The 18,800-nt window shown below is 67.8% G+C and carries 19 protein-coding genes; 7 read left to right on the top strand and 12 right to left on the bottom strand.

Annotation, left to right across the window (positions count from 1 at the left end):
• The first annotated feature begins 32 nt into the window (after positions 1-32).
• The 3 genes from OH686_RS10315 to OH686_RS10305 all read left to right on the top strand — a co-directional run bounded on the left by OH686_RS10315 (position 33) and on the right by OH686_RS10305 (position 3,513).
• On the top strand, positions 33-1,970 hold the full coding sequence (locus tag OH686_RS10315) for an autotransporter domain-containing SGNH/GDSL hydrolase family protein (RefSeq protein ID WP_289538331.1): 1,938 nt from the start codon (positions 33-35) through the stop codon (positions 1,968-1,970).
• A 203-nt stretch (positions 1,971-2,173) separates the two neighbouring features.
• Positions 2,174-3,325 carry a PepSY-associated TM helix domain-containing protein gene (locus OH686_RS10310; RefSeq protein WP_289538329.1) on the top strand — a complete coding sequence of 384 codons (1,152 nt, stop codon included), beginning with the start codon at positions 2,174-2,176 and terminating at the stop codon, positions 3,323-3,325.
• On the top strand, positions 3,322-3,513 hold the full coding sequence (locus OH686_RS10305) for a hypothetical protein (RefSeq protein WP_289538327.1): 192 nt from the start codon (positions 3,322-3,324) through the stop codon (positions 3,511-3,513). Before OH686_RS10310 ends, OH686_RS10305 begins: the two co-directional genes overlap by 4 nt.
• A 10-nt stretch (positions 3,514-3,523) precedes the next feature.
• Here the strand turns inward: OH686_RS10305 and OH686_RS10300 are convergent, their stop codons facing one another.
• Both OH686_RS10300 and OH686_RS10295 read right to left on the bottom strand, forming a co-directional pair.
• On the bottom strand, positions 3,524-3,919 hold the full coding sequence (locus OH686_RS10300; RefSeq protein ID WP_273815897.1) for a YkgJ family cysteine cluster protein: 396 nt from the start codon (positions 3,917-3,919) through the stop codon (positions 3,524-3,526).
• Positions 3,920-4,217: 298 nt separating this feature from the next.
• Positions 4,218-5,111, bottom strand: coding sequence for a LysR family transcriptional regulator (locus OH686_RS10295; RefSeq protein WP_289538323.1), 894 nt, complete (start codon positions 5,109-5,111; stop codon positions 4,218-4,220).
• Between the two features lie 124 nt (positions 5,112-5,235).
• Here OH686_RS10295 and OH686_RS10290 point away from each other — a divergent pair, with 124 nt between their 5' ends.
• Genes OH686_RS10290 through OH686_RS10280 form a run of 3 tightly spaced genes read left to right on the top strand, consistent with a single transcriptional unit; the run spans position 5,236 to position 6,916 of the window.
• Positions 5,236-5,934 carry an MOSC domain-containing protein gene (locus OH686_RS10290; RefSeq protein ID WP_289538923.1) on the top strand — a complete coding sequence of 233 codons (699 nt, stop codon included), beginning with the start codon at positions 5,236-5,238 and terminating at the stop codon, positions 5,932-5,934.
• A complete protein-coding gene (locus tag OH686_RS10285; protein ID WP_289538321.1) occupies positions 5,931-6,167 on the top strand; it encodes a hypothetical protein in 237 nt (78 codons plus the stop codon). The genes OH686_RS10290 and OH686_RS10285 overlap by 4 nt, the downstream gene beginning before the upstream one ends.
• Positions 6,168-6,208: 41 nt before the next feature.
• On the top strand, positions 6,209-6,916 hold the full coding sequence (locus tag OH686_RS10280) for a type 1 glutamine amidotransferase (protein ID WP_289538319.1): 708 nt from the start codon (positions 6,209-6,211) through the stop codon (positions 6,914-6,916).
• Positions 6,917-6,974: 58 nt separating this feature from the next.
• Here the strand turns inward: OH686_RS10280 and OH686_RS10275 are convergent, their stop codons facing one another.
• The 7 genes from OH686_RS10275 to OH686_RS10245 all read right to left on the bottom strand — a co-directional run bounded on the left by OH686_RS10275 (position 6,975) and on the right by OH686_RS10245 (position 14,201).
• Positions 6,975-7,955, bottom strand: coding sequence for an alpha/beta hydrolase (locus tag OH686_RS10275; RefSeq protein WP_289538317.1), 981 nt, complete (start codon positions 7,953-7,955; stop codon positions 6,975-6,977).
• 153 nt (positions 7,956-8,108) lie between these two features.
• Complete coding sequence (locus tag OH686_RS10270) at positions 8,109-8,276, bottom strand: hypothetical protein (protein ID WP_289538315.1); 168 nt, start codon at positions 8,274-8,276, stop codon at positions 8,109-8,111.
• Entirely contained in the window at positions 8,273-9,400 is a 1,128-nt protein-coding gene (locus tag OH686_RS10265) for a PepSY-associated TM helix domain-containing protein (protein ID WP_289538313.1), read from the bottom strand. Before OH686_RS10265 ends, OH686_RS10270 begins: the two co-directional genes overlap by 4 nt.
• A 95-nt stretch (positions 9,401-9,495) precedes the next feature.
• The gene (locus OH686_RS10260; RefSeq protein ID WP_502942791.1) at positions 9,496-10,191 is read right to left on the bottom strand and encodes a 3'-5' exonuclease; all 696 of its coding nucleotides are present in this window, start codon (positions 10,189-10,191) and stop codon (positions 9,496-9,498) included.
• Positions 10,188-12,116: a putative nucleotidyltransferase substrate binding domain-containing protein gene (locus OH686_RS10255; RefSeq protein WP_289538309.1), complete on the bottom strand. Its 1,929-nt coding sequence runs from the start codon at positions 12,114-12,116 to the stop codon at positions 10,188-10,190. Before OH686_RS10255 ends, OH686_RS10260 begins: the two co-directional genes overlap by 4 nt.
• A gap of 67 nt (positions 12,117-12,183) precedes the next feature.
• Entirely contained in the window at positions 12,184-13,326 is a 1,143-nt protein-coding gene (locus OH686_RS10250) for a YbfB/YjiJ family MFS transporter (RefSeq protein WP_289538307.1), read from the bottom strand.
• Positions 13,326-14,201, bottom strand: coding sequence for a LysR family transcriptional regulator (locus OH686_RS10245; RefSeq protein WP_289538305.1), 876 nt, complete (start codon positions 14,199-14,201; stop codon positions 13,326-13,328). The genes OH686_RS10250 and OH686_RS10245 overlap by 1 nt, the downstream gene beginning before the upstream one ends.
• Before the next feature lie 87 nt (positions 14,202-14,288).
• Here OH686_RS10245 and OH686_RS10240 point away from each other — a divergent pair, with 87 nt between their 5' ends.
• On the top strand, positions 14,289-15,350 hold the full coding sequence (locus tag OH686_RS10240) for an NAD(P)H-dependent flavin oxidoreductase (RefSeq protein ID WP_289538304.1): 1,062 nt from the start codon (positions 14,289-14,291) through the stop codon (positions 15,348-15,350).
• Between the two features lie 51 nt (positions 15,351-15,401).
• On the opposite strand, the gene OH686_RS10235 is transcribed toward OH686_RS10240, so the two are convergent.
• From OH686_RS10235 to OH686_RS10225, 3 genes are read right to left on the bottom strand one after another with little or no spacing between them, the layout of a single operon-like run.
• Positions 15,402-15,806 (bottom strand): phosphate ABC transporter substrate-binding protein, encoded by a 405-nt coding sequence (locus OH686_RS10235; protein ID WP_289538303.1) that lies wholly within the window; start codon positions 15,804-15,806, stop codon positions 15,402-15,404.
• A gap of 11 nt (positions 15,807-15,817) precedes the next feature.
• Positions 15,818-16,975, bottom strand: a complete 1,158-nt coding sequence (locus OH686_RS10230; protein WP_289538301.1) for a hypothetical protein — start codon at positions 16,973-16,975, stop codon at positions 15,818-15,820.
• 23 nt (positions 16,976-16,998) lie between these two features.
• The gene (locus tag OH686_RS10225) at positions 16,999-18,621 is read right to left on the bottom strand and encodes a methyl-accepting chemotaxis protein (protein ID WP_289538299.1); all 1,623 of its coding nucleotides are present in this window, start codon (positions 18,619-18,621) and stop codon (positions 16,999-17,001) included.
• Positions 18,622-18,800: the final 179 nt, after the last annotated feature.

The raw sequence follows: 18,800 nt of genomic DNA, 5'->3' as shown, positions 1-18,800 counted from the left end.
GCCCATCACAACAAGAACAAGGGACATGACACATGAAGCGAGTACTGACTCCGCTGGCCTTCGCCTGCCTGCTGGCCAGCGCCACCTCGGCCCAGGCCGGCGCCTACAGCGGCATGGTGGTGTTCGGCGACAGCCTGAGCGACGCCGGCCAGCGCCCCGAGGCGGGCGCCCCGAGCAACCCGGTGCGTCATACCAATCGCGTGGGACCGGGCTTCGGGCCGGGCGAGGCCTATGGCTACACCTCGCCGATGTTGATCAACCAGCAGCTGGGGCTAGCCCCGCAGGTGGCTTCGACCAACGTCATGCGTGCCCTCAACGGTCAGGCCGACGGTGACAACTGGGCGGTGGGCGGCTATCGCACCGAGCAGATCTACAACTCCATCACCGGCGTGTTCGACCCGCTCACCGGCATCGGCGGCTCCCAGGTGCGCGCCGGCCTGAACTACAGCGATCCGCTGATCCGCCAACGCGACGGTTACCTGGTCAACCTGCGCAACCAGGGCCTGAGCATCGACCCGGACACTCTGTTCTACCTCAATGGCGGCGGCAACGACTTCCTCCAGGGACTGATCGTCGACGATGCCAGCGCGCGGGCCGCCGCCGGCCGTCTGGTCGCCGGCGTGCGTGCCCTGCAGGCGGCCGGTGGGCGCTACTTCATGGTGCCGCTGCTGGTGGACGTGGCCAGCCCGGTCACCGGTGGTGTGGTCAACAGCGCCCAGGTGCCGCTGGCCCAGGCGTTCAATGCCGAGCTGGCGACGCAGCTCGGCGCCGTCCGCGCCGAGGTCATTCCGCTCAATGTGCCGCTGCTCTATCGCGAGGTCCTGGCCGATGCCGCCGCCTTCGGCTTCGACCCGACGCAGAATCTGCTCGGCACCTGCTTCGCCGGTTGTGGCGCTGGGGTCAATCCGGTGTATGGCCTGAGCGGCATCACCCCCGATCCCAATCGGCTGATCTACGCCGACATCGTGCATCCGACCACCGCCATGCAGCAGATCCTTGCCGACCAGGGCTATTCGATCCTGGCCGCGCCATGGGAGCTGAGCCTGTTGCCCCAGGCCGCCGAGACGGCCCTGCGCGGCAGCCAGGATCATCTGCGCCAGCAATGGCTGGGCGACACGGGCGCCTGGCAGGCGGTCGGTCGTTGGCGTGGCTTCGTCGACGGCAGCACGCGCCGTGCCGATCTGGAAGGCAGCGACACCAGCGCCGCCGGCGATGTCAGCGGCAAGGGCCTGAGCCTGGGCGGCAGCTATCGCCCGAGTGAGCAGTGGCGCCTGGGGGCGGCGCTGGATGTGCAGGAACAGGGCCTGCAGATGGGCCCGCGCGACTCCGACTACGGCCTGCGCAGCTACCTGGCCAGCGCCTTCGCCCAGTATCGCGACGGCCTGCTGTGGGGCGACGTGACGCTGAGCGCGGGCTACCTGGATTATCAGGACCTGGAGCGGCGCTTCGCCCTCGGCCAGACCACCCGCACCGAGCGCGGCGATACCGACGGCCAGGTGCTGGCCCTCGGCGGGCGCCTGGGCCTCGAGCTGCAAGCCGGCGACCCGCGCCTGAGTCTGCGTCCTTTCGTTAGCGCCGACCTGGCGCGCGTCGAGGTCGATGGCTACCGCGAGGATGGCGCCAGCTCCACCGCACTGAGCTACGACGACCAGGCCCGCGACTCGCGGCGCCTGGGCGTCGGTCTGCAGGCGCGTTTCCAGTTGGCCGAAGATGCCGAGCTGTTCGGCGAAATCGCCCAGGAGAAGGAGTTCGAGGACGAGCAGAGCGAGGTCGACATGCGCCTGAACAGCGTCGCCGGCATCGACTTCAGCCTCGAGGGCGTGGAGCGCGAGGAGCACCTGACCCGCGCGGCATTCGGCCTGCGCCAGCGCCTGGCGCCGGAGCTGGCCCTGCAGGTCGGCTACGACTACCGCAAGGCCGGCGACAACGACCTGCACGGCATCGGCCTGAGTCTGTCGCTGAATTGGTAGGGCGTTGCGCTTGTGGGGGTTGGCCGGTAGCGGATAACATGAGAAGTATTCGCAAATGATTACCGAGCCGTATACGCAGCAGCGGGAAGAGCGCGCGCATGTTCGCCACCGCGAAAAGAGCTCCTAGCCTTTTCGTGGCGGCAGAACTGCTACTGCCAGCTTCCGTTCCTCGCAGGCCGCTCGGACGCCAAGACGAGCCGAAGATGACCGCCCGATCCCTGCGTAACTGGTACCTGGTCCACAAGTGGACCAGCCTGATCTCCACCGTCTTCCTGCTGATGCTGTGCCTGACCGGCCTGCCGCTGATCTTCCACGAGGAGATCGAGCACTACTTCGAGCCGCACCCCGAGCTCAAGGAGATCACCGCCGACTCGCCGCGCATCGACTACGACAAGCTGATCACCGAGGCGCTGGCGGTGCGGCCGGGCGAGGTGGTGCGCTTCGTCGGCTTCGATCCGGAAGAGCCGCTGGGCTTCATCTTCACGGCGCCGACCATTCAGCCGCCGCCGCTGGATGCCTATATCCAGAACTTCGATACGCGCACCGGTGAGCTGTTTCCCTCGGAGCCGCCGGAAGACGGGTTCATGCACCTGATGCTGCGCCTGCACACCGACATGTTCCTCGGCCTGCCCGGCTACCTGTTCCTCGGCTTCATGGGCCTGCTGCTGGTGGCCTCGCTGGTGTCCGGCGTGGTGGTCTACACACCGTTCATGCGCAAGCTGGACTTCGCCACCGTGCGCACCGCGCGCAGCAACCGCCTGAAGTGGCTGGACCTGCACAACGTGCTCGGCATCGTCACCCTGGCCTGGGTGCTGGTGGTCGGCGCCACCGGGGTGATCAACACCCTGGCGATTCCGATTCTCGGCCTGTGGCAGAACGGCCAGCTGGCGGAAATGACCGCGCCCTACAAGGACCTGCCGCCGCTGACCGAGCTGGGCTCGCTGCACAAGGCCATGCAGACCGCGCAGGCGGCTGCGCCGGACATGAAGCCGAGCTTCGTCGCCTACCCCGGCACCGACTTCAGCAGCCAGCACCACTACGCGGTGTTCATGCGCGGCGACACGCCGCTGACCGCGCGCCTGCTCAAGCCGGCGCTGGTCGATGCCACGACCGGCGAGCTGACCGACATGCGCGAGATGCCGATGTACGTGAAAACGCTGCTGATCTCGCAGCCGCTGCACTTCGGTGACTACGGCGGCCTGCCGCTGAAGATCATCTGGGCGCTGCTGGACATCGTGTCCATCGTCATCCTGATCAGCGGCCTGTACCTCTGGCTGGCCCGGCGCAAGGCACCCATCGAGAAGCGCCTGGCGGAGCTGAATGCCGGTGGCCTGGTGGCGGAGGGCGGGGCATGAGGCGCGGACTGTGGATGATCTTCCGCTGGCCCCTGGCGCTGGGTGTACTGAGCCTGTTCGGCCTGCTCTCGGCGCTGGTCGGCGACCAGGTCTACGACCTGCTGTCGTGGCTCAGCCTGGGCATACCGCTGGTGCTGCTCGGCGTGGTCTGGCTACGGATGCGTAACAGCCCGCGCCAACCGTCGTAAGCGCCTGGCCTCAGCCCTTGGGGCGCCAGGCGCAATAGCCCGGGCGCGGGCCGATGCGCGGGTGGTTGCGGCAGGTGTCCGGGCGCTTGTCGTAGACGGTGCACAGGCGGGTCTTGCGATCCAAGTACATGCAGTCGTCGTTGCTCATGCGGGTCAGGGTGAAGATGCCCGACTTCTGGTTGAAGCGCTCGATCAGCCCTTCCTTCTGCAGACGCTTGGCGATGTTCTTCGGCGGCTCGCCGCGCTCGAACTCGTCGACCACGCCGAGGCGGATCAGGTCGACGATGCGTACTTCCACCGGCATGGTGCAGCAGGTGGACATGCAGCTGGTGCACATGTCCTTGTTGTACTTGGTCCAGGTTTCGACGCGGTCGATTTCCGCGGCGGCGATCAGTTGCGGTCTCATGTCAGGCTCGGTGGCGCGGGGCGCAGGTCAATCAGGCGCGCGATGATAGCGGTCACACCGACTTTGTGAACCCCTTCCCGCTCGGCGGCTTTGTAATCTTTGGCTTACACGGCGCGCCGGCGAAGGCTGCTATCACCGTGCCATTAGGAAGATTAATCTCGCTTTCAAGGACTTAGCGCAGGAAGCGCACCGCGACAACAGGGAAATGAGGGATTGTCCGCCAGGATGGCGAACGGATCACGGATGTCAGGAACCAGTCTGCAGAACCCCGCGCAAGCGGGGTTTTTTATTTTCTGCGTCAGCCATTTCCCTTCACCACCTCGTTCAGCAGCTTGCCCAGCAGATCCAGTGTCGGCTGCTGGCGCTGCGCATCGCGGAATACCAGGCCGACCTTGAGCGGCACGCGCGGCTCGCTGATCGGCTTCCACAGCAGTCCCTGATTGGCATGCAGCTGGCGCGCCTGGCCCGGCAGCACGGTAGCCAGGCCGGCCGAGTGCGGCAGGCTGTCGAGGATGCCGCTCATATGGTTGAGCTCGGCCTGCACATGGGGGCGGCGGCCGAGCAGGGCCAGCTGCTCCTGCCAGATCTGCCGCACGCGGAATTCCTCGCCGAGCAGCAGCATGGGCTGCTCCGCCGCCTGGGCCAGCGATACCTTCCTGAACTCGCGCAGCGCATGGTCCGGCGGCACCACCAGCTGCAGCTCGTCCTCGTACAGTTCCAGGCTGTGCAGGCCGGGCTTGCGCGGCGGCAGGAAGCCGATGCCGATATCCAGACTGCCGCTGAGCAGACGCCGCTCGATCTCCAGGCCGGACAGCTCGTAGATCTGCACCACCAGCTGCGGCTGGGCGGCGCGCAATTTCTCCAGCAGGTGCGGCACCAGGCTGGCGTTGACCGTCTGCAACACGCCGATGGCCAGGCTGCGCGGCGCGCGGCCACGGAAGCCGCGCAGGGCATCGCGGGCCCGCTCCAGGCCGTCGAGCAGCGGCAGGGCGTGGTTGTACAGGGTGTGGGCGGCGAGGGTCGGCAGCAGGCGCTTGCCGCTGCGTTGGAATAGCGCCACTTCCAGGTTCTGCTCCAACTGGCGGATCTGCTGCGACAGCGCCGGCTGCGACAGGCTCAGGCGCTCGGCGGCTCGGCCGACATGGCCTTCCTCGTAGAGAGCGACGAAGTAGCGCAGCTGGCGAAAATCCACAGGCTATTCCTCGATTATCGATAACTCCAGCTTATCAATGAAGCTGGGAAATCGAAATGTCGTCGCGCTGCTCAAGTCCCTATCATCTGCCGCATCGAAAGCCGCGACGTGGGTGGCGGAGAAAATGATCAAGGCAGAGGTGGCGGGATTATTCATAGGAAAAGCCGTGGATGAGGGCCTTGGCTATGTCAGCGCGCTGAACAAGTTGCCGGTGACTGCCGAGGTATGGCTCGGCCCGCTGGGCCTGGAAGGCGACGAGCAGGGCGATAGTCGCCACCACGGCGGCCCCGAGCGCGCCCTGCACCTCTACCCCTCCGAGCACTATGCGCAGTGGCGCCAGCACTACCCGCAGCGCGACTGGCAGCAGCCGGCCTTCGGCGAGAACCTGTCCAGCCGCGGCCTGCTGGAGAGCCAGGTGTGTATCGGCGACATCTTCCGCTGGGGCGATGCCCTGCTGCAGGTCAGCCAGCCGCGCTCGCCCTGCTACCGCCTGGCCGAGCGCTGGGCGCTGCCGGGGCTGGCGCTGCAGATGCAGGACAATGGCCTGTGCGGCTGGTTCTTCCGTGTGCTGCGTCCGGGCTGGGTCAGCGCCGCGCAACCGCTGGAGCTGGTGCAGCGCAGTCACCCCGGCCTGAGCGTGGCCCAGGCCATCCGCAGCTACTTCCAGTTCCCCCTCGAGCGCGGCGGCCTGCAACAGCTGCTGGCCTGCGAACCCCTGTCCGAGCGCTGGCGCCACAGCGCCGCGCGGCGCCTGTCCAGCGGTCAGCTGGAAGACTGGCGCAACCGCCTGGAGGGCCCGGCACGGCCGGCGCTGAGTGCATGAACGAGTACCTGATCCAGCTGCATCGCGACGATTGCCTGTGGGCCGAACTGATGGTCACCGGCGCGCGCCTGAGCGAGGTGCGCGACGAACTGGCGCAACGTTTCCTGGCCACCGAGGGCTTCAGCCTGCGGGTGCAGCAACGCCAGGAACAACGACGCATCGTCGAGTGCGGCCCGGAAGGTATTCGCCTGCTCGGCGTGCAGTACCGGTACCTGGAACTCGAACAGGCGTGACGGCCACGCAATGCACGGCGAATGACGGAGGAGGTGAAGCGATGCATGTATCCATCCTGCAGCATGTGGCGTTCGAGGGACCGGCGCAGATCGGCCAGTGGCTGGATCAACGCAATCTGCCGGCGCGGGTACACCACCTGTATGCCGGCGATGCCCTGCCGACGCTCGACGACTTCGAGCTGCTGGTGGTCATGGGCGGGCCGATGAGCGTGCATGACGAGGCCGAATATTCCTGGCTGGTAGCCGAGAAGCAGCTACTGCGCGCGGCGCTCGAAGCCGGCAAGCGGGTGCTGGGTATCTGCCTGGGTGGCCAGCTGCTGGCCGAGGCGTTGGGCGGCGAGGTGCGCGTGGCCGACACGGCGGAGATCGGCTGGCACCCGATCGAGCAGCACGCCGAGGCGCGCCTGTCGCCGCTCGGGCGCATGCTGCCGCAGCGGCTGATGGCCATGCACTGGCATGGCGAGACCTTCAGTCTGCCGGCCGATGCTATCCCGCTCTACCACTCGGCGGCCTGCGCGATGCAGGGCTTCGTCTGGAACGAGCGCGCCGTGGCCCTGCAGTGCCATCTGGAAAGCAGCCCGGCGAGCATCGAGCAGCTGCTCGCCGCCTGTCCGCAGGACTTGCAGCGCTCTGGCGCGGTGCAGGATGCCGCGACCATCCAGGCCGGCAGTGCCCATTGCGCCTCGCTCAAGGCCAGCCTGTTCCGTCTGCTCGACTACCTCAGCGGCCCCCACGCCCATCTGACCTGATTTGCCCTTTGTCACCCTGCGCTTGGCCCCACTCCCGGGGCCTTTTTTATGCCCGTGATCAGGCGGCGCTGTCGTGCAGGATGGTGGTGCGACGGAACTCGTCCTGAGGGAACACCCGGCCGCTGACCAGGCACTCGAACAGATGGTCGAACACCACGCCGGGAATGCCCTTGATGCGCCCGCTGCGGAAGTACGAGTGGCCCTTGGGGAAGTCGTACAGGGTGTTGATGTCGTCGCAGTCCACCGCATAGACGTTCTGCGGCGTCAGCTCCAGGTTCTCCGGCCCGCTGTGGCCGAGGCGCCGCGAGGCGATGCGGTTCTTCAGGTTGGCCGCCTTGCTGCTGCGCAGGGCCATGTCGTCCGAGGCGTAGTACACCACCACGTTACGCGAGGCGTGGGAGATCAGCTCGCCGCGCTGGCCGCGGTGGATCGACTCGTTCTCGATGTCGGCGGCGACCAGGAAGGTGTTGCGGAACAGCATCGGCACGCCGTTGGCCAGGTCGTAGCGGTCCCATTCGCAGAGGGTCTCGCGCAGCACGCGGTTGCCCATGGAATGGGCCAGCACGTTGATGCGCTTGAGGCAGCTGGCCTGGCCGGCCTCCTCGCGGTCCTTGCGCCAGGCGAGGAAGAAGCACAGGGCGCGGGCCAGGGACACGGCGCTGTAGTCGGCGGATTTCTGGTCGTCCCAGTAGTCCTGGACGATGCCCTTGTCGTTGTCGCAGGGCCAGATCACCGGCACCACCAGCACCTCGTCCTTGCCGCGCTGGTTGCACAGGTCCTGGAACTCGTCGACGGCGGCGAACACGTCGTCAGGCAGGTTGGAGTAGCCGTGGATGTACAGCAGGATCTGCCGCTGCTTGGCCTCCTGCAGGCGGCCGAGGAAGACCTGGCTGCCCAGCTCGACCAGCTTCTTCTTGCTCTGCCGCTCGCAGAAGAACACCGAGTTGCTCGGCGCGTTGTTGTCCAGGTCGAAGGCGAACGGGCGGTCGATCTCGCTCTTGATCGAGCCTTTGGGAAAACGATTGGTGATGAACAGCATGGCGGTGCTCCCTGGCTGTTTGGCGTCGATGCCGCGAATACGGCGGTGGCGGCAGAACAGCGAGGGAGAAGGGACTGACAGCGGTGCACTCCTGTGCTTCCGATCTCTGCCTTCTCTCACGTTAGGTCGGCGTTGCGCTTTCGCCAGTGCTTTTCAGCGGCGCAGCAGTGGCCAGCAGCCGAGCACGGCCGGCAGGCCCAGGCCGAGCCAGGCCAGGGCGTCCCACGGGCCGTCGCCGAGCAGCGCGGCGAACAGGCCGCCGGCGCTGAGCGCGCCGATCAGGGTGGGGATGGCGAAGGTTGATTCGCGCCAGCGCTTCATGCAGCCACCTCGTCGCGCAGGGCCGCTCGTGGCGCGCGGCGACGCACCCACCACAGGTACAGGCCGCTGCCGAGAACGATGATGGTCAGCACGTCGAGCACCGCCCAGAGGATCTGCATCGGCCGGCCGCCATAGTCGCCGAAGTGCAGCGGTTGCGACATGGCCAGGGCGTCCATGTACCAGGGGCGGCTGGCCACGGCGGTGACCTGCAGGGTCTTGGCGTCGATCAGCACCGGCGTCCACAGGTGCGAGGTCAGGTGCGTGCTGCCCTTCATGAACACCGAGTAGTGGTGCTCGCTGGAGAAGCGCGTACCGGGGAAGGCGATGAAGTCCGGCTGCATGCCGGGCGCGGCCTGCTGGGCGATGTCCAGCAGGCGGGTGGCCGGGGCGCGCTCGGTGAGCGGCGGGGCGTCGCGATAGGGCGCGACCATGGCGGTCAGGGTGTCGTTGCGCCAGGCACTGATCAACAGGTCGGCGCAGGCGCTGATCACCCCGGTGACGCCCACGGTCAGGGCCCAGACCAGGGTGACGATGCCGATCAGGTTGTGCAGGTCGAGCCAGCGCAGGCGCGTGGACTTGTGCTGGCGCACGGTGCCGAAGTCCAGCCGGCGCATAAAGGGCGAGTAGAGCACCACGCCGGAGATGATCGCCACCACGAACAGGATGCCCATAAAGGCCAGCAGCAGCTTGCCCGGCAGGCCGGCGAACATGTCCACGTGCAGGCGCAGCATCAGCATCATGAAGCCGCCATTGGCCGCCGGCATTTCCACTGCCTCGCCAGTACGCGCGTCGAGCATGAAGGTGTGCGAGGAGTTGGGCTCGGTGCCGGCGGTGGCGGCCATGATAGTCACCACGCCGTTGGGCTCGTCCTCCTCCCAGCCGAGGTACTGCACCACCTCGCCGGGGCGGTGGCGCTCGCCGGCCTCGACCAGCTGCTGCAGGTCCAGGCGCGGTGCGTCCGGCGTCATCTCGCGCAGCTCCGGTGCCTCGCCCAGCAGGTGTTCGATCTCGTGATGGAAGATCAGCGGCAGGCCGGTGAGCGCCAGCAGAAAGAGGAACAGGGTGCACACCAGGCTGGTCCAGGTGTGGATGACGGACCAGCGGCGGATGGTGGTGGAGCGCATGGGGCAGCCCGGGGCCTGGAGAGGGCCCCGCATTCTAGGGGAGCGTTGCCGCAGGTGGAATCGAGAATGTTTTACAAACGGTATTGAGCCGTCTATCAGAGCGAGGGCGCCAGCTGTCGGCGGCGCCAGGCCTGGGCCCTGTGCTGCAGCTCGGCCAGACTGTCCAGGCCCTGGCGGCGGGCCTTGCTGAACAGGATCAGCGCCAGTTCGGCGGTGGCCAGGGCATCGGCGCTGGCGTGGTGGCGTTCGCTGGCCTGCAGCTGGAAGTGTTCCAGCCACTCGTCCAGGCCGCGGCAGGGTGGCGCCTCCGGGTAGAGCAGCGGGGCCAGCACGGCGGCATCGAGGAAGGGGTGGCGCAGGCGATAGCCGAGCTGTTCGCGCAGGGCGCGTTCGAGCATGTGCTGGTCGAAAGGTGCGTGGAAGGCCAGCAGTGGGCTGTCGTCGACGAACTGCATGAAGTCCAGCAGCGCATCGTCCGGCTCGCGGCCGGCGGCGACCGCACTGGGCGCGATGCCGTGGATCAGGGTACTGGGCCCGGCGCGGTGATCGGCCTGGCGCAGGGTGCACTCGAACTGCTGGGACAGGTCGATGGCGCCGTCCTCGATCACCACCGCGCCGATTGCCAGCAACTGGTCGCGCTGCAGATCGAGGCCGCTGGTCTCCAGGTCCACCACCACCAGGCGCTGCCTGGCCAGCGGCCGCTCGTCCAGCGCCGCCGGCGCGGGCAGGCGCAGGCTGCGTGGGTCGACGACGGGGCTGCTCTGGCGCAGCCATTCGAGCATCTTCCTCATAGCTGGTAGCGCAGCGCGAGGCTGGCCTGCAGGCGCTGGGCCTGGCGGAAGGACTCGCGCAGGATGCGCCGGTCCAGGTGATTGAGGCTGTCCGGGTCGAGGCGGTTGGAAAAGCCCAGGCCCTGGGCCGCCTGCTGCTGGTGCAGCTGAAGGCGCATCTGCTGGATCAGGTGGTAGGCCTCCTCGTAGGCCGCGCCGTCCTGGGCGTCGATCACCCGCAGGCGCACCAGCTCGGCGAAGCGGCGCAGGGTGCTGCTCTCGCCGATGCCGTGGGCCAGGGCCAGCAGGCGGGCGCCGTCGACGAAGGGTGTCAGGCCTTGCTCCTTGAGATCGAGGGTGTCCTTCTCGGCGCCCTTGCGCGCCACCACGAAGTCGCGGAAGCGCCCCAGCGGCGGGCGATGGCGCAGGGCGTTGGCCGCCAGCTGGCGCTGGAACAGGCTGTTGTCGGCGACTTCGGCGAGCAGGTGCTGGTTCAGCTGCCGGCAGCCCTGCTCGGGGCCCCAGACCACCCGCAGGTCGAAGTAGATGCTCGAGCCCAGCAGGCTCTCTGGGGTGGCCTCGCGGATGAAGCTGGAGAAGCGTCGCGTCCATTCCTGGCGCGACAGGCACAGCTGCGGGTTGCCGGCCATGATGTTGCCGCGGCACAGGCTGAAGCCGCACTCGGCGAGCAACTGGTTGATGCGTCGGGCGCGCGGCAGCAGGAGCTGGCGGATGCGCTCGGCATCGGCGGCGTCCCGGGCCTCGAAGAGGATGCCGTTGTCCTGGTCGGTGTGCAGGGTCTGCTCGCGGCGGCCCTCGCTGCCGAAGCACAGCCAGCTGAACGGCACGCCGGGGTCGCCCATTTCCTCCAGCACCAGCTCGATTACCCGGCACACGGTGTGGTCGTTGAGCAGGGTCACCAGCTGGGTGATCTGGGTGGAGCTGGCGCCGTGGGCGAGCATGCGCTCGACCAGCAGGCGGATGTCGCCGCGCAGCGCCACCAGGGTCTCGATGCGCCCGGCATGGCGGATGGTGCGGGCCAGGTGGACCAGGTCGACACGCTGCAGGGAGAACAGGTCGCGCTCGGACACCACGCCGACCAGGCGGCCGTCTTCCACCAGGCAGACGTGGGCGATGTGTCGCTCGGTCATCGCCAGGGCGGCGTCGAAGGCGCTGGCGTCGGGCGACAGGTGGAACGGGCGCTGGGTCATCAGCGCGCTGATCGGCTGCTCCAGCGATTCACCATCGGCCACCACCCGGCGCAGGTCGCGCAGAGTGAAGATGCCCTCGGGGCGCGCCTGCTCGTCGACGATAACGATGCTGCCGACGTGCAGCTCGTGCATGCGCCGCACCGCGTCGCGCAGCGGCGTGTCGGCGCTGCAGGCCACCGGCTGCTGCGGCGCCAGCTCGCGCAGCGGGGTATCCAGCGAATACTGCGCGCCGAGGTTTTCCGCCGCGCGCAGCTGCACCTGCTGGTTGACCTGGTCGAGCAGGCTGCTGACCCCGCGCAGAGCAAAGTCGCGGAAGGGCGCGGACTGGGCGAACAGGCGAACGAAGGCGTCCTTGGCCAGCAGCAGGCAGAAGGTGTCCTCGCCGGCCAGGTGCTCGGTGCGAGTGGCGCGCTCGCCGAGCAGGGCGGCCAGCGGGAAGCATTCGCCGCTGGCGATCTCGAAGGTGGTCTCGCTGCCGCGCCGAGCCGAGTGCGGGCGTTCGCCGACCACCTGGCCCTGCTTGACGACGTAGAAGTGCTGCACCGGCCCGTCGGCGGGCTTGATGATGCTCTCGCCGGCGGCATAGAAACGCAGCTGGCAGTGCTCCACCAGATAGGCCAACTGGGCGCTGTCCATCTGGTTGAACGGCGGGTACTTGCGCAGGAACTCCATGGTGCCATGGACGTTCTGCAGCACCGCGGCCTTGCTGGCGGCCAGGCCTTGCTTGGATTGCATGGGAGTGATCCCTGCGCGGGGAGGTTTGCAGCATGCTGGCGCTTGCGCAGCAGGCCGCCAATTGGACCTAGGTCGCAGGCCGGGCAAGCCGGGCGCAGGGCCGACACAGGGCCGCGCCCAGCGCCAGGGCGCTCGCAGCGACCAGCAGGGCCGGGTTGAAGCTGTTGCTGCGGGCGAACAGTGCCGAGGCCAGCAGCGGGCCGAGGATCTGGCCCAGGCCATAGGCGGCGGTGATGGTCGCCGGCATGTTGAAGTGCACGCGGCTGGCCAGCGCCTGGGCCGCGGGCATGGCGATGGTCACCGTGCCCATGAAGGTAGCGCCGACCAACACTGCGCTGCCGAGGCAGGCCCAGGTGGCCTGGCTGAACACCGGCAGGATCACCCCGACCGCCTGCAGCAGCAGGTTGAGTGCCAGGCCGCGCGCCGTGCCCAGGCGCCGATGCACGGCGTGCCAGGCAAAGCACGAGGGCATGGCGGCGAGGCCGAAGGCGGTCCAGATCTGCAGCGGGTCGAGGTCGCCGAGATGGCCCTGCAACAACAGCGGCAGGTAGGTGGCGGTCACGATGTAACCGAGGCCGGCCAGGCCGTAGATCAGGATCAGGCGCCAGGCGCCCAGACTTCCCGTGGCGACAGCCGATGCCCCCGGCGCTGCTCCGTCGCGCCGCAGCGGCCGGCGCAGCTGCAGCCAGGCCGGCAGCGCCAGCAGCAGGCCGCCGAGGGCCAGGCTCAGCCACAGTGCCTGGCTGTGCATTCCGCTGGCGTGGCCGACGGCGATCAGCTGTGCCGACAGCGCAATACCCAGGCCGACACCGGCGAACAGCAGTGGCGCGCTGCGCGCCTGGCCGCCGGCGGAGAGCAGCCAGAGCGAGGCGCCGACCAAGGCCATGGCGCTGAACAGCCCGGCAGCGAAGCGGGTCAGCACGATCAGCCAGGGCTGGCCGATCCAGGCCAGGGCCGCCAGCGTCAGCAGGGTGCCGCCCAGCGCCCACTGGCACAGGCGCGAGGCCCGGCTGGCGTTGCTGCGGGCCAGCAGCAGGGCGCCGAGCAGATAGCCGGCGTAGTTGGCCGAGGCCGCCAGCGAGCCGGCGTGCAGGCTGAGCAGGCCGTCGTCGAGCATCAGCGGATACAGGCCGGTAAAGGCGAAGCGGCCAAAACCCATGCCGATGGCCAGCAGCAGGGCGGCGGCGATGGGGGCAGCGAAGCTTGGCATCAGGCCGCCCGCAGCGTCTCGCGCCATTGCTCGAAAGCCGCGCTGCGGTAGTCGCCACGCCAGACCAGCAGGGTGTCGACTTCGAGCAGCGGCACGCACTGCACCGCCGGCGGTTCGCGCAGCAGTTCGAGCAGCGAGCGCGGCAGGATGCCGACGCAGGAGCCGGCCGCCACGCAGGCGAGAATCGCGTGGTAGGAGCCGACCTCCTGCACGCGCACCGGGCTGCCGGCGCCGTTCAGCCAGCTCTGCGCGATCTGCCGGTAGGTGCAGCCCTGGGCGAAGCCGGCCAGGGTGCGCAGCTGCACATCCTGCGGGCCACGGACCGGCGGGTGGTCGCTCGGCAGCACCAGCAGCAGTTCCTCGCTGAACACCGCCTGGCTGAGCAGGCCTGGGTCCAGCGCCTCGACCGCCCAGCGCTTGCCGACCCGGCTGGTCGGCGCGGCGATCAGCGCGCAGTCCAGGCGTCGCGCCAGCACGGCGTCGAGCAGCGGTTGGCTGGGTCCGGTGCTGACCTCCAGGCTGACCTGCGGGAAGGCGCGGTGAAAACGCGCCAGCGGTCCGGGCAGGCGGCTGGCCGCGGTGCTTTCCATACTGCCCAGGCGCAGGGTGCCGCCCGGTTGCTGCGGGTGCATGGCCTGGCGCGCCTCGTCGGCCAGGGCCAGCAGGCGTTCGGCATAGGCGAGGAACTCGCGACCCTGCTCGGTCAGGCTCATGCGCTTACCCTCGCGCAGGAACAGCTGCACGCCGAGGTCGTCCTCCAGCTGGCGGATGCGCGTGGTCACGTTGGACTGCACACGCTCCAGGCGCTGGGCCGCGCGCGTGATGCTCTGCTCCAGGGCAACGGTGCGAAAGATGGTCAGCGTCGACGGATCCATGGGCTTTCAATAATCTCTTAAAAAGAATAATGTTTTGTGAAGAATCTCTTTTAGAGAATATTTGGTCAAGCCCAAGGAGTCGAAATCATGGCAACGCCGCGCATCACCGAATTGCTCGCCATCGAGCAGCCGATCATCCAGGCGCCGATGCTCGGCGTTTCCACCCCGCAGCTGGCGGCGGCGGTCTCCAATGCCGGTGGCCTGGGCTCGATCAGCCTGGCGGCGAGTACGGCGGAGCAGGGTCGCGCGCTGATCGCCGAGCTGCGCGGGCAGACCGGCAAGCCGTTCAACATCAACCTGTTCTGCCACCGCCCGACACCGGTCGATACCGCAACTCAGGCTGCCTGGCTGGAGCATCTGCGGCCCTTCTTCGCCGAGTTCGGCGCCACGCCGCCGGGTGAGCTGCGCGACATCTACCGCAGCTTCATCGCCGATGCGGACATGCTGGCAATGCTGCTGGAAGAGCGCCCGGCCGTGGTCAGCTTCCACTTCGGCCTGCCGCCGCAGGCCAGCATCGACGCCCTCAAGGCGGCCGGCATCCGCCTGCTGGCCTGCGTCACCAGCGTGGCCGAGGCCGAGCTGGCCGAGGCCGCCGGGGTCGATGCGCTGGTGGCGCAAGGCATCGAGGCGGGCGGTCACCGCGGGCTGTTCGAGCCGGAGCGGGGCGACTCCGGCATCGGCACCCTGGCCCTGGTGCGGGTGCTGACATCTCGCAGCCACCGGCCAGTGATTGCGGCAGGCGGGATCATGGATGGCGCCGGCATCAACGCCGCGCTGGCCCTCGGCGCCGCCGGCGTACAGATGGGCACGGCGTTCGTGCTGTGTCCGGAGTCGCTGGCCAACGCCGCCTACCGCGCGGCGCTCAAGAGCGACAAGGCCCATCGCACGCAGATCACCGCGGCGATGTCCGGGCGCCCCGCTCGCGGGTTGCCCAATCGGGGGTTCAGCGAGCTGGGTAGGCCCGGTGCCCCGGCGCTGCCCGGTTACTCCTACACCTATGACGCCACCAAGGCCCTGCAGGCAGCGGCTGTGGCCCGAGGCAACCACGACTTCGCCGCGCAATGGGCTGGCCAGGGCGCACCGCTGGCGCGGGAGCTACCGGCCGGGGAGCTGCTGGCGATTCTGGTGGCAGAGATGCGCCAGGCATGAAAAAGGCCGGTGGGTTGCCCCACCGGCCTCTTTCATCGCGCTACCCCGAAATCAGGGCAGGGTGAACAGCACCTTGACCTTGTCGGTCACTGCGGCCTTGTCCACGTAGCCGATGGCATCGGCTTCGGCGGCCACCTTGGCGACCACGTCGGCGTCGCCGGCCACGCTCGGCAGCGGCTGGCCCTTGCCGGTAAACACCAGGCCGGACCAGTAGGACTTCAGCTGGGCTTCGTTCTTGTTGGTGACCGCGGTGTAGAACTTCTCCTTGGTCGGGTTCCAGTCTTTCTGGTCGACGCCTTTCAGCGACTTGTTCTTGCCCAGGAAGATGTTGGCGACGTCGGACTGCGACGGTGCGGCGGACGCGCCGGCATTGACGATCACGGCGACCTCGGCCTGGGCCAGGGCGGCAGCGCCCAGGCTGGCGGCGGCGAGGAGGATGCGAATGGACAGCTTCATGTGCATGCTCCTCAGAAGACGAAGTCGACGCCGGCGCTGATGATGTCGCCGTCGTAGTTGCGGGCCGGTACGCCGAGCAGGCCGTTGGTGCGGTCGTTGACGGTGTTGTCGTAGAGCTCCTGGGAGTTGCGTACGAACACGCCGTCGTAGCCACCGTTGGTGTCCACGCGCTTGTACTCGCCCTTCAGCACCACGGTCGGCAGGATGTTGTAGTTCAGACCGAGGGTCCAGGAGTTCTGGCGGCCTTCGTCCTCGTCCAGCTGAGCGTAGGTGACATGAGCCAGGAAGTCGCCGAAGCGGCGGCCGCCCATCAGGTAGAACGAGTCGGTGCTGTGGGTGTTGTCGTTCTCGATGACGCGGCTGGTCCACTCGTTGGCGGTCAGCCAGGTACCGTTGTCGTACTGGTAGCCGATCGAGGTGAACTTGCCCTTGTCCTTGTCCAGGGCCAGCAGGGTGGCCGAGCTCGGGCGACCGAAGATGTCGGTGAAGCTGCCGGAGATCTCGGTCTCGATATCGGCCTCGACATAACCGACGCGGAAGGTGCCGTAGTCGTTGGTGGCCATGCTCACGCTGGCGCCGAAGACGTTGTCGTAGTCGATGTCGAATTCTTCGTCGTACAGGTAGTAGTCACGGTTCTTGGCGACACCGCCGGCGACCTGGAACGAGACGGTGGCGAAGGACAGCGGCAGGTTGTAGACCAGATCGGCGCCTTCGTAGTTGGACAGCTGGACCTGGCTGTAGACCTCGTCCGGCAGGCGCAGCCAGGGGTAGGCGAAGCCCACGTCGATGCTCTCGGAGTACATGTACACCGGGGTGCGCAGACGGCCGAAGCGCAGCATCAGGTTGTCGGTGCTCTGCCAGGACAGGTAGGCCCATTCCAGGTTGGCTTTCCACTCGTCGGAGTAGGCCTTGGCGGTGGTCTGCAGGGTCAGGCCGACGGTGTCGGTGACGCCGTAGGTCAGCTGGGCGCCGAACTTGCTCAGCTGGTCGCCGCGCCAGGAGTCTTTGGTCTGACCGGAGAGACCGTAGCCGCGGCCGTCGTCTTCACCACCCAGGTGGGTGACGCCGACGGTGCCGAAACCGTTGATGAGGGCTTCGCCTTGTTCCAGCGCGAATGCCGAAGTGCTGGCCAGGCAGATGGCCAGGCCGAGGACGCGGGCAGTAGTCATGCGGTGATGCTCCATTGAATGGGTTAAACGCGGAATTGGGCCGTTGCCGCGCGCAGGTGGTCTCCTGTGCTGACCAGCTGCTCGCCTAGGCGTGCGGTGGCTTCGGCCCCATGTGCGGTTGCTTGGGCATCCTGCTGCAACACTTGGGTCTCTTGTTGGATGGAACTGGACAGGCCGATCTGCTCCTGGGTGAGCTGGGCGATGCCGGCGTTCAATTGGTCAATCTGGCCCACCGCCACGGCGATGGACTCGAGCATGCGGGTGGCTTCCACCGAGCGCTCGATGCTGTTCTGCGCCTTCTCGCCGTTGGCGGTCATGACGTTGAGCACGCCGTTGGCGCTGTTCTGCAGGCGCTGGATGATCTGCTGGATCTCGGCGGTGGAGGCGGCGGTCTTCTGCGCCAGGTTGCGCACCTCGTCGGCGACCACGGCGAAGCCGCGACCCTGCTCGCCGGCGCGGGCGGCCTCGATGGCGGCGTTGAGCGCCAGCAGGTTGGTCTGTTCGGCGATGCTGCGGATCACGGTGAGCACCGAGCCCACCTGCTGGGTCTCTTCCTCCAACTGCTCCATGGCCTGCACCGCGCCCATCACGCTGCTGCCCAGGTCGCTGATGCTGCTGGACAGGCTGCCGATGCTCTCGCGGGCATTGCCGGCCTGGCGCGAGGCAGCGCCGGCGCCTTCGGAGGCCTGCTGGGAGCGCTGCGCCACTTCCTGGATGCTGCTGGTCATGGTCTGGATGTCGCGGCCGATCGAGTCGGTATGACCCTGCTGCGAGCGGGCGTTCTGGGTGGCGTCCTGGGTCAGGCGATAGAGCTCCTGGGACATCTGCCCCAGCGGGCTGGCGGCGTCGATGGTCTGGCGGATGGTGCCCTGCAGCTTGTCGAGGAAGCCGTTGAACAGCTGGATCATCTCGCCGATCTCGTCGCGCGAATCGACGTTGACCCGGCGGGTCAGGTCGCCGTCGCCGCGGGCGATGGCTTTCAGCGAATCGATCACGCCGTGCACGTTGCCCATGATGCCGCGGATGATCACCCAGGCGCCAAGGCCGACCAGGCCGACCAGCAATGCGGTGAGGATGAAGCCGACGCGGGTGGTCTCGGCGTTGTCGGTACGCGCCTGGCCCAGGGTGCTCTGGAAGTCTTCATAGGCATGGGCGCGGAAGGTCTCGCCGAGCTTCTGCGCGGCGGCCAGGTCACTGGCCATGCGGTCCAGGTTGGGGCGCAGGTCTTCGAAGCCGGCGCTGCCCTTGATCAGTTGCTCGGAGGAGGGCAGGGCGTTGTCGGCGTAGCGGCCGATGGCCTGGCGCCAGGCATCCAGTTCGCCGGCGCGCTCGTCGTTGGCGCGGGTCAGTGGCTGCAGGGCCTGCTGCAGATTGGAGATCTCGGCCAGCACCTGGCGCGCTTCGTCCAGGGTCGACAGCTCGCCGGCGGCGACGGCGCTGTTTAGCAGGCCGGGCAGGCGGGAGAACTGGAAGTTCACCGCGTCGGCTTTCTCCAGGGTGGGGAAACTGTGGGTCTCCAGGGTATCCAGACGGGCATCGTTGGCCGACAGCTGCACCGAGGTGTAGCCCACGAACAGCAGCAGGCCGAGCAGGGCGACGGCGGGCAGCAGCGACAACTTCAGGGTCAGTGACAGATTCTTCAGCATGGCAGGTACCCAAGTCGGGGGCGCGAAGTGTACAGAAAGCCAACTAATGGCTAAAGGCCATCGGTCGGTCATCCTGTGACCGTATGTGATGCTTATGTGTAGTTATCGCTATGTCGGCCATCCCTCCTCTTTCTATAGCTGCAAAAAGCCGGTCTTGCCTGGGACCATCAGTCGCAGGC

The organism is Pseudomonas sp. SO81 (assembly GCF_030374125.1).
Taxonomy (GTDB): Bacteria; Pseudomonadota; Gammaproteobacteria; order Pseudomonadales; family Pseudomonadaceae; genus Aquipseudomonas.
Note: the sequence above shows the minus strand (reverse complement) of the source record. Positions and strands in the feature narration are given on the sequence as shown.

What these genes read in the sequence shown, in the direction of transcription:
- OH686_RS10315 (WP_289538331.1), top strand. Translation starts at nt 33, where the DNA reads ATGAAGCGAGTACTGACTCCGCTGGCCTTCGCCTGCCTGCTGGCCAGC.
- OH686_RS10310 (WP_289538329.1), top strand. Translation starts at nt 2,174, where the DNA reads ATGACCGCCCGATCCCTGCGTAACTGGTACCTGGTCCACAAGTGGACC.
- OH686_RS10305 (WP_289538327.1), top strand. Translation starts at nt 3,322, where the DNA reads ATGAGGCGCGGACTGTGGATGATCTTCCGCTGGCCCCTGGCGCTGGGT.
- OH686_RS10300 (WP_273815897.1), bottom strand. Translation starts at nt 3,919, where the DNA reads ATGAGACCGCAACTGATCGCCGCCGCGGAAATCGACCGCGTCGAAACC.
- OH686_RS10290 (WP_289538923.1), top strand. Translation starts at nt 5,236, where the DNA reads ATGATCAAGGCAGAGGTGGCGGGATTATTCATAGGAAAAGCCGTGGAT.
- OH686_RS10285 (WP_289538321.1), top strand. Translation starts at nt 5,931, where the DNA reads ATGAACGAGTACCTGATCCAGCTGCATCGCGACGATTGCCTGTGGGCC.
- OH686_RS10280 (WP_289538319.1), top strand. Translation starts at nt 6,209, where the DNA reads ATGCATGTATCCATCCTGCAGCATGTGGCGTTCGAGGGACCGGCGCAG.
- OH686_RS10275 (WP_289538317.1), bottom strand. Translation starts at nt 7,955, where the DNA reads ATGCTGTTCATCACCAATCGTTTTCCCAAAGGCTCGATCAAGAGCGAG.
- OH686_RS10270 (WP_289538315.1), bottom strand. Translation starts at nt 8,276, where the DNA reads ATGAAGCGCTGGCGCGAATCAACCTTCGCCATCCCCACCCTGATCGGC.
- OH686_RS10265 (WP_289538313.1), bottom strand. Translation starts at nt 9,400, where the DNA reads ATGCGCTCCACCACCATCCGCCGCTGGTCCGTCATCCACACCTGGACC.
- OH686_RS10260 (WP_502942791.1), bottom strand. Translation starts at nt 10,191, where the DNA reads ATGAGGAAGATGCTCGAATGGCTGCGCCAGAGCAGCCCCGTCGTCGAC.
- OH686_RS10255 (WP_289538309.1), bottom strand. Translation starts at nt 12,116, where the DNA reads ATGCAATCCAAGCAAGGCCTGGCCGCCAGCAAGGCCGCGGTGCTGCAG.
- OH686_RS10250 (WP_289538307.1), bottom strand. Translation starts at nt 13,326, where the DNA reads ATGCCAAGCTTCGCTGCCCCCATCGCCGCCGCCCTGCTGCTGGCCATC.
- OH686_RS10245 (WP_289538305.1), bottom strand. Translation starts at nt 14,201, where the DNA reads ATGGATCCGTCGACGCTGACCATCTTTCGCACCGTTGCCCTGGAGCAG.
- OH686_RS10240 (WP_289538304.1), top strand. Translation starts at nt 14,289, where the DNA reads ATGGCAACGCCGCGCATCACCGAATTGCTCGCCATCGAGCAGCCGATC.
- OH686_RS10235 (WP_289538303.1), bottom strand. Translation starts at nt 15,806, where the DNA reads ATGAAGCTGTCCATTCGCATCCTCCTCGCCGCCGCCAGCCTGGGCGCT.
- OH686_RS10230 (WP_289538301.1), bottom strand. Translation starts at nt 16,975, where the DNA reads ATGACTACTGCCCGCGTCCTCGGCCTGGCCATCTGCCTGGCCAGCACT.
- OH686_RS10225 (WP_289538299.1), bottom strand. Translation starts at nt 18,621, where the DNA reads ATGCTGAAGAATCTGTCACTGACCCTGAAGTTGTCGCTGCTGCCCGCC.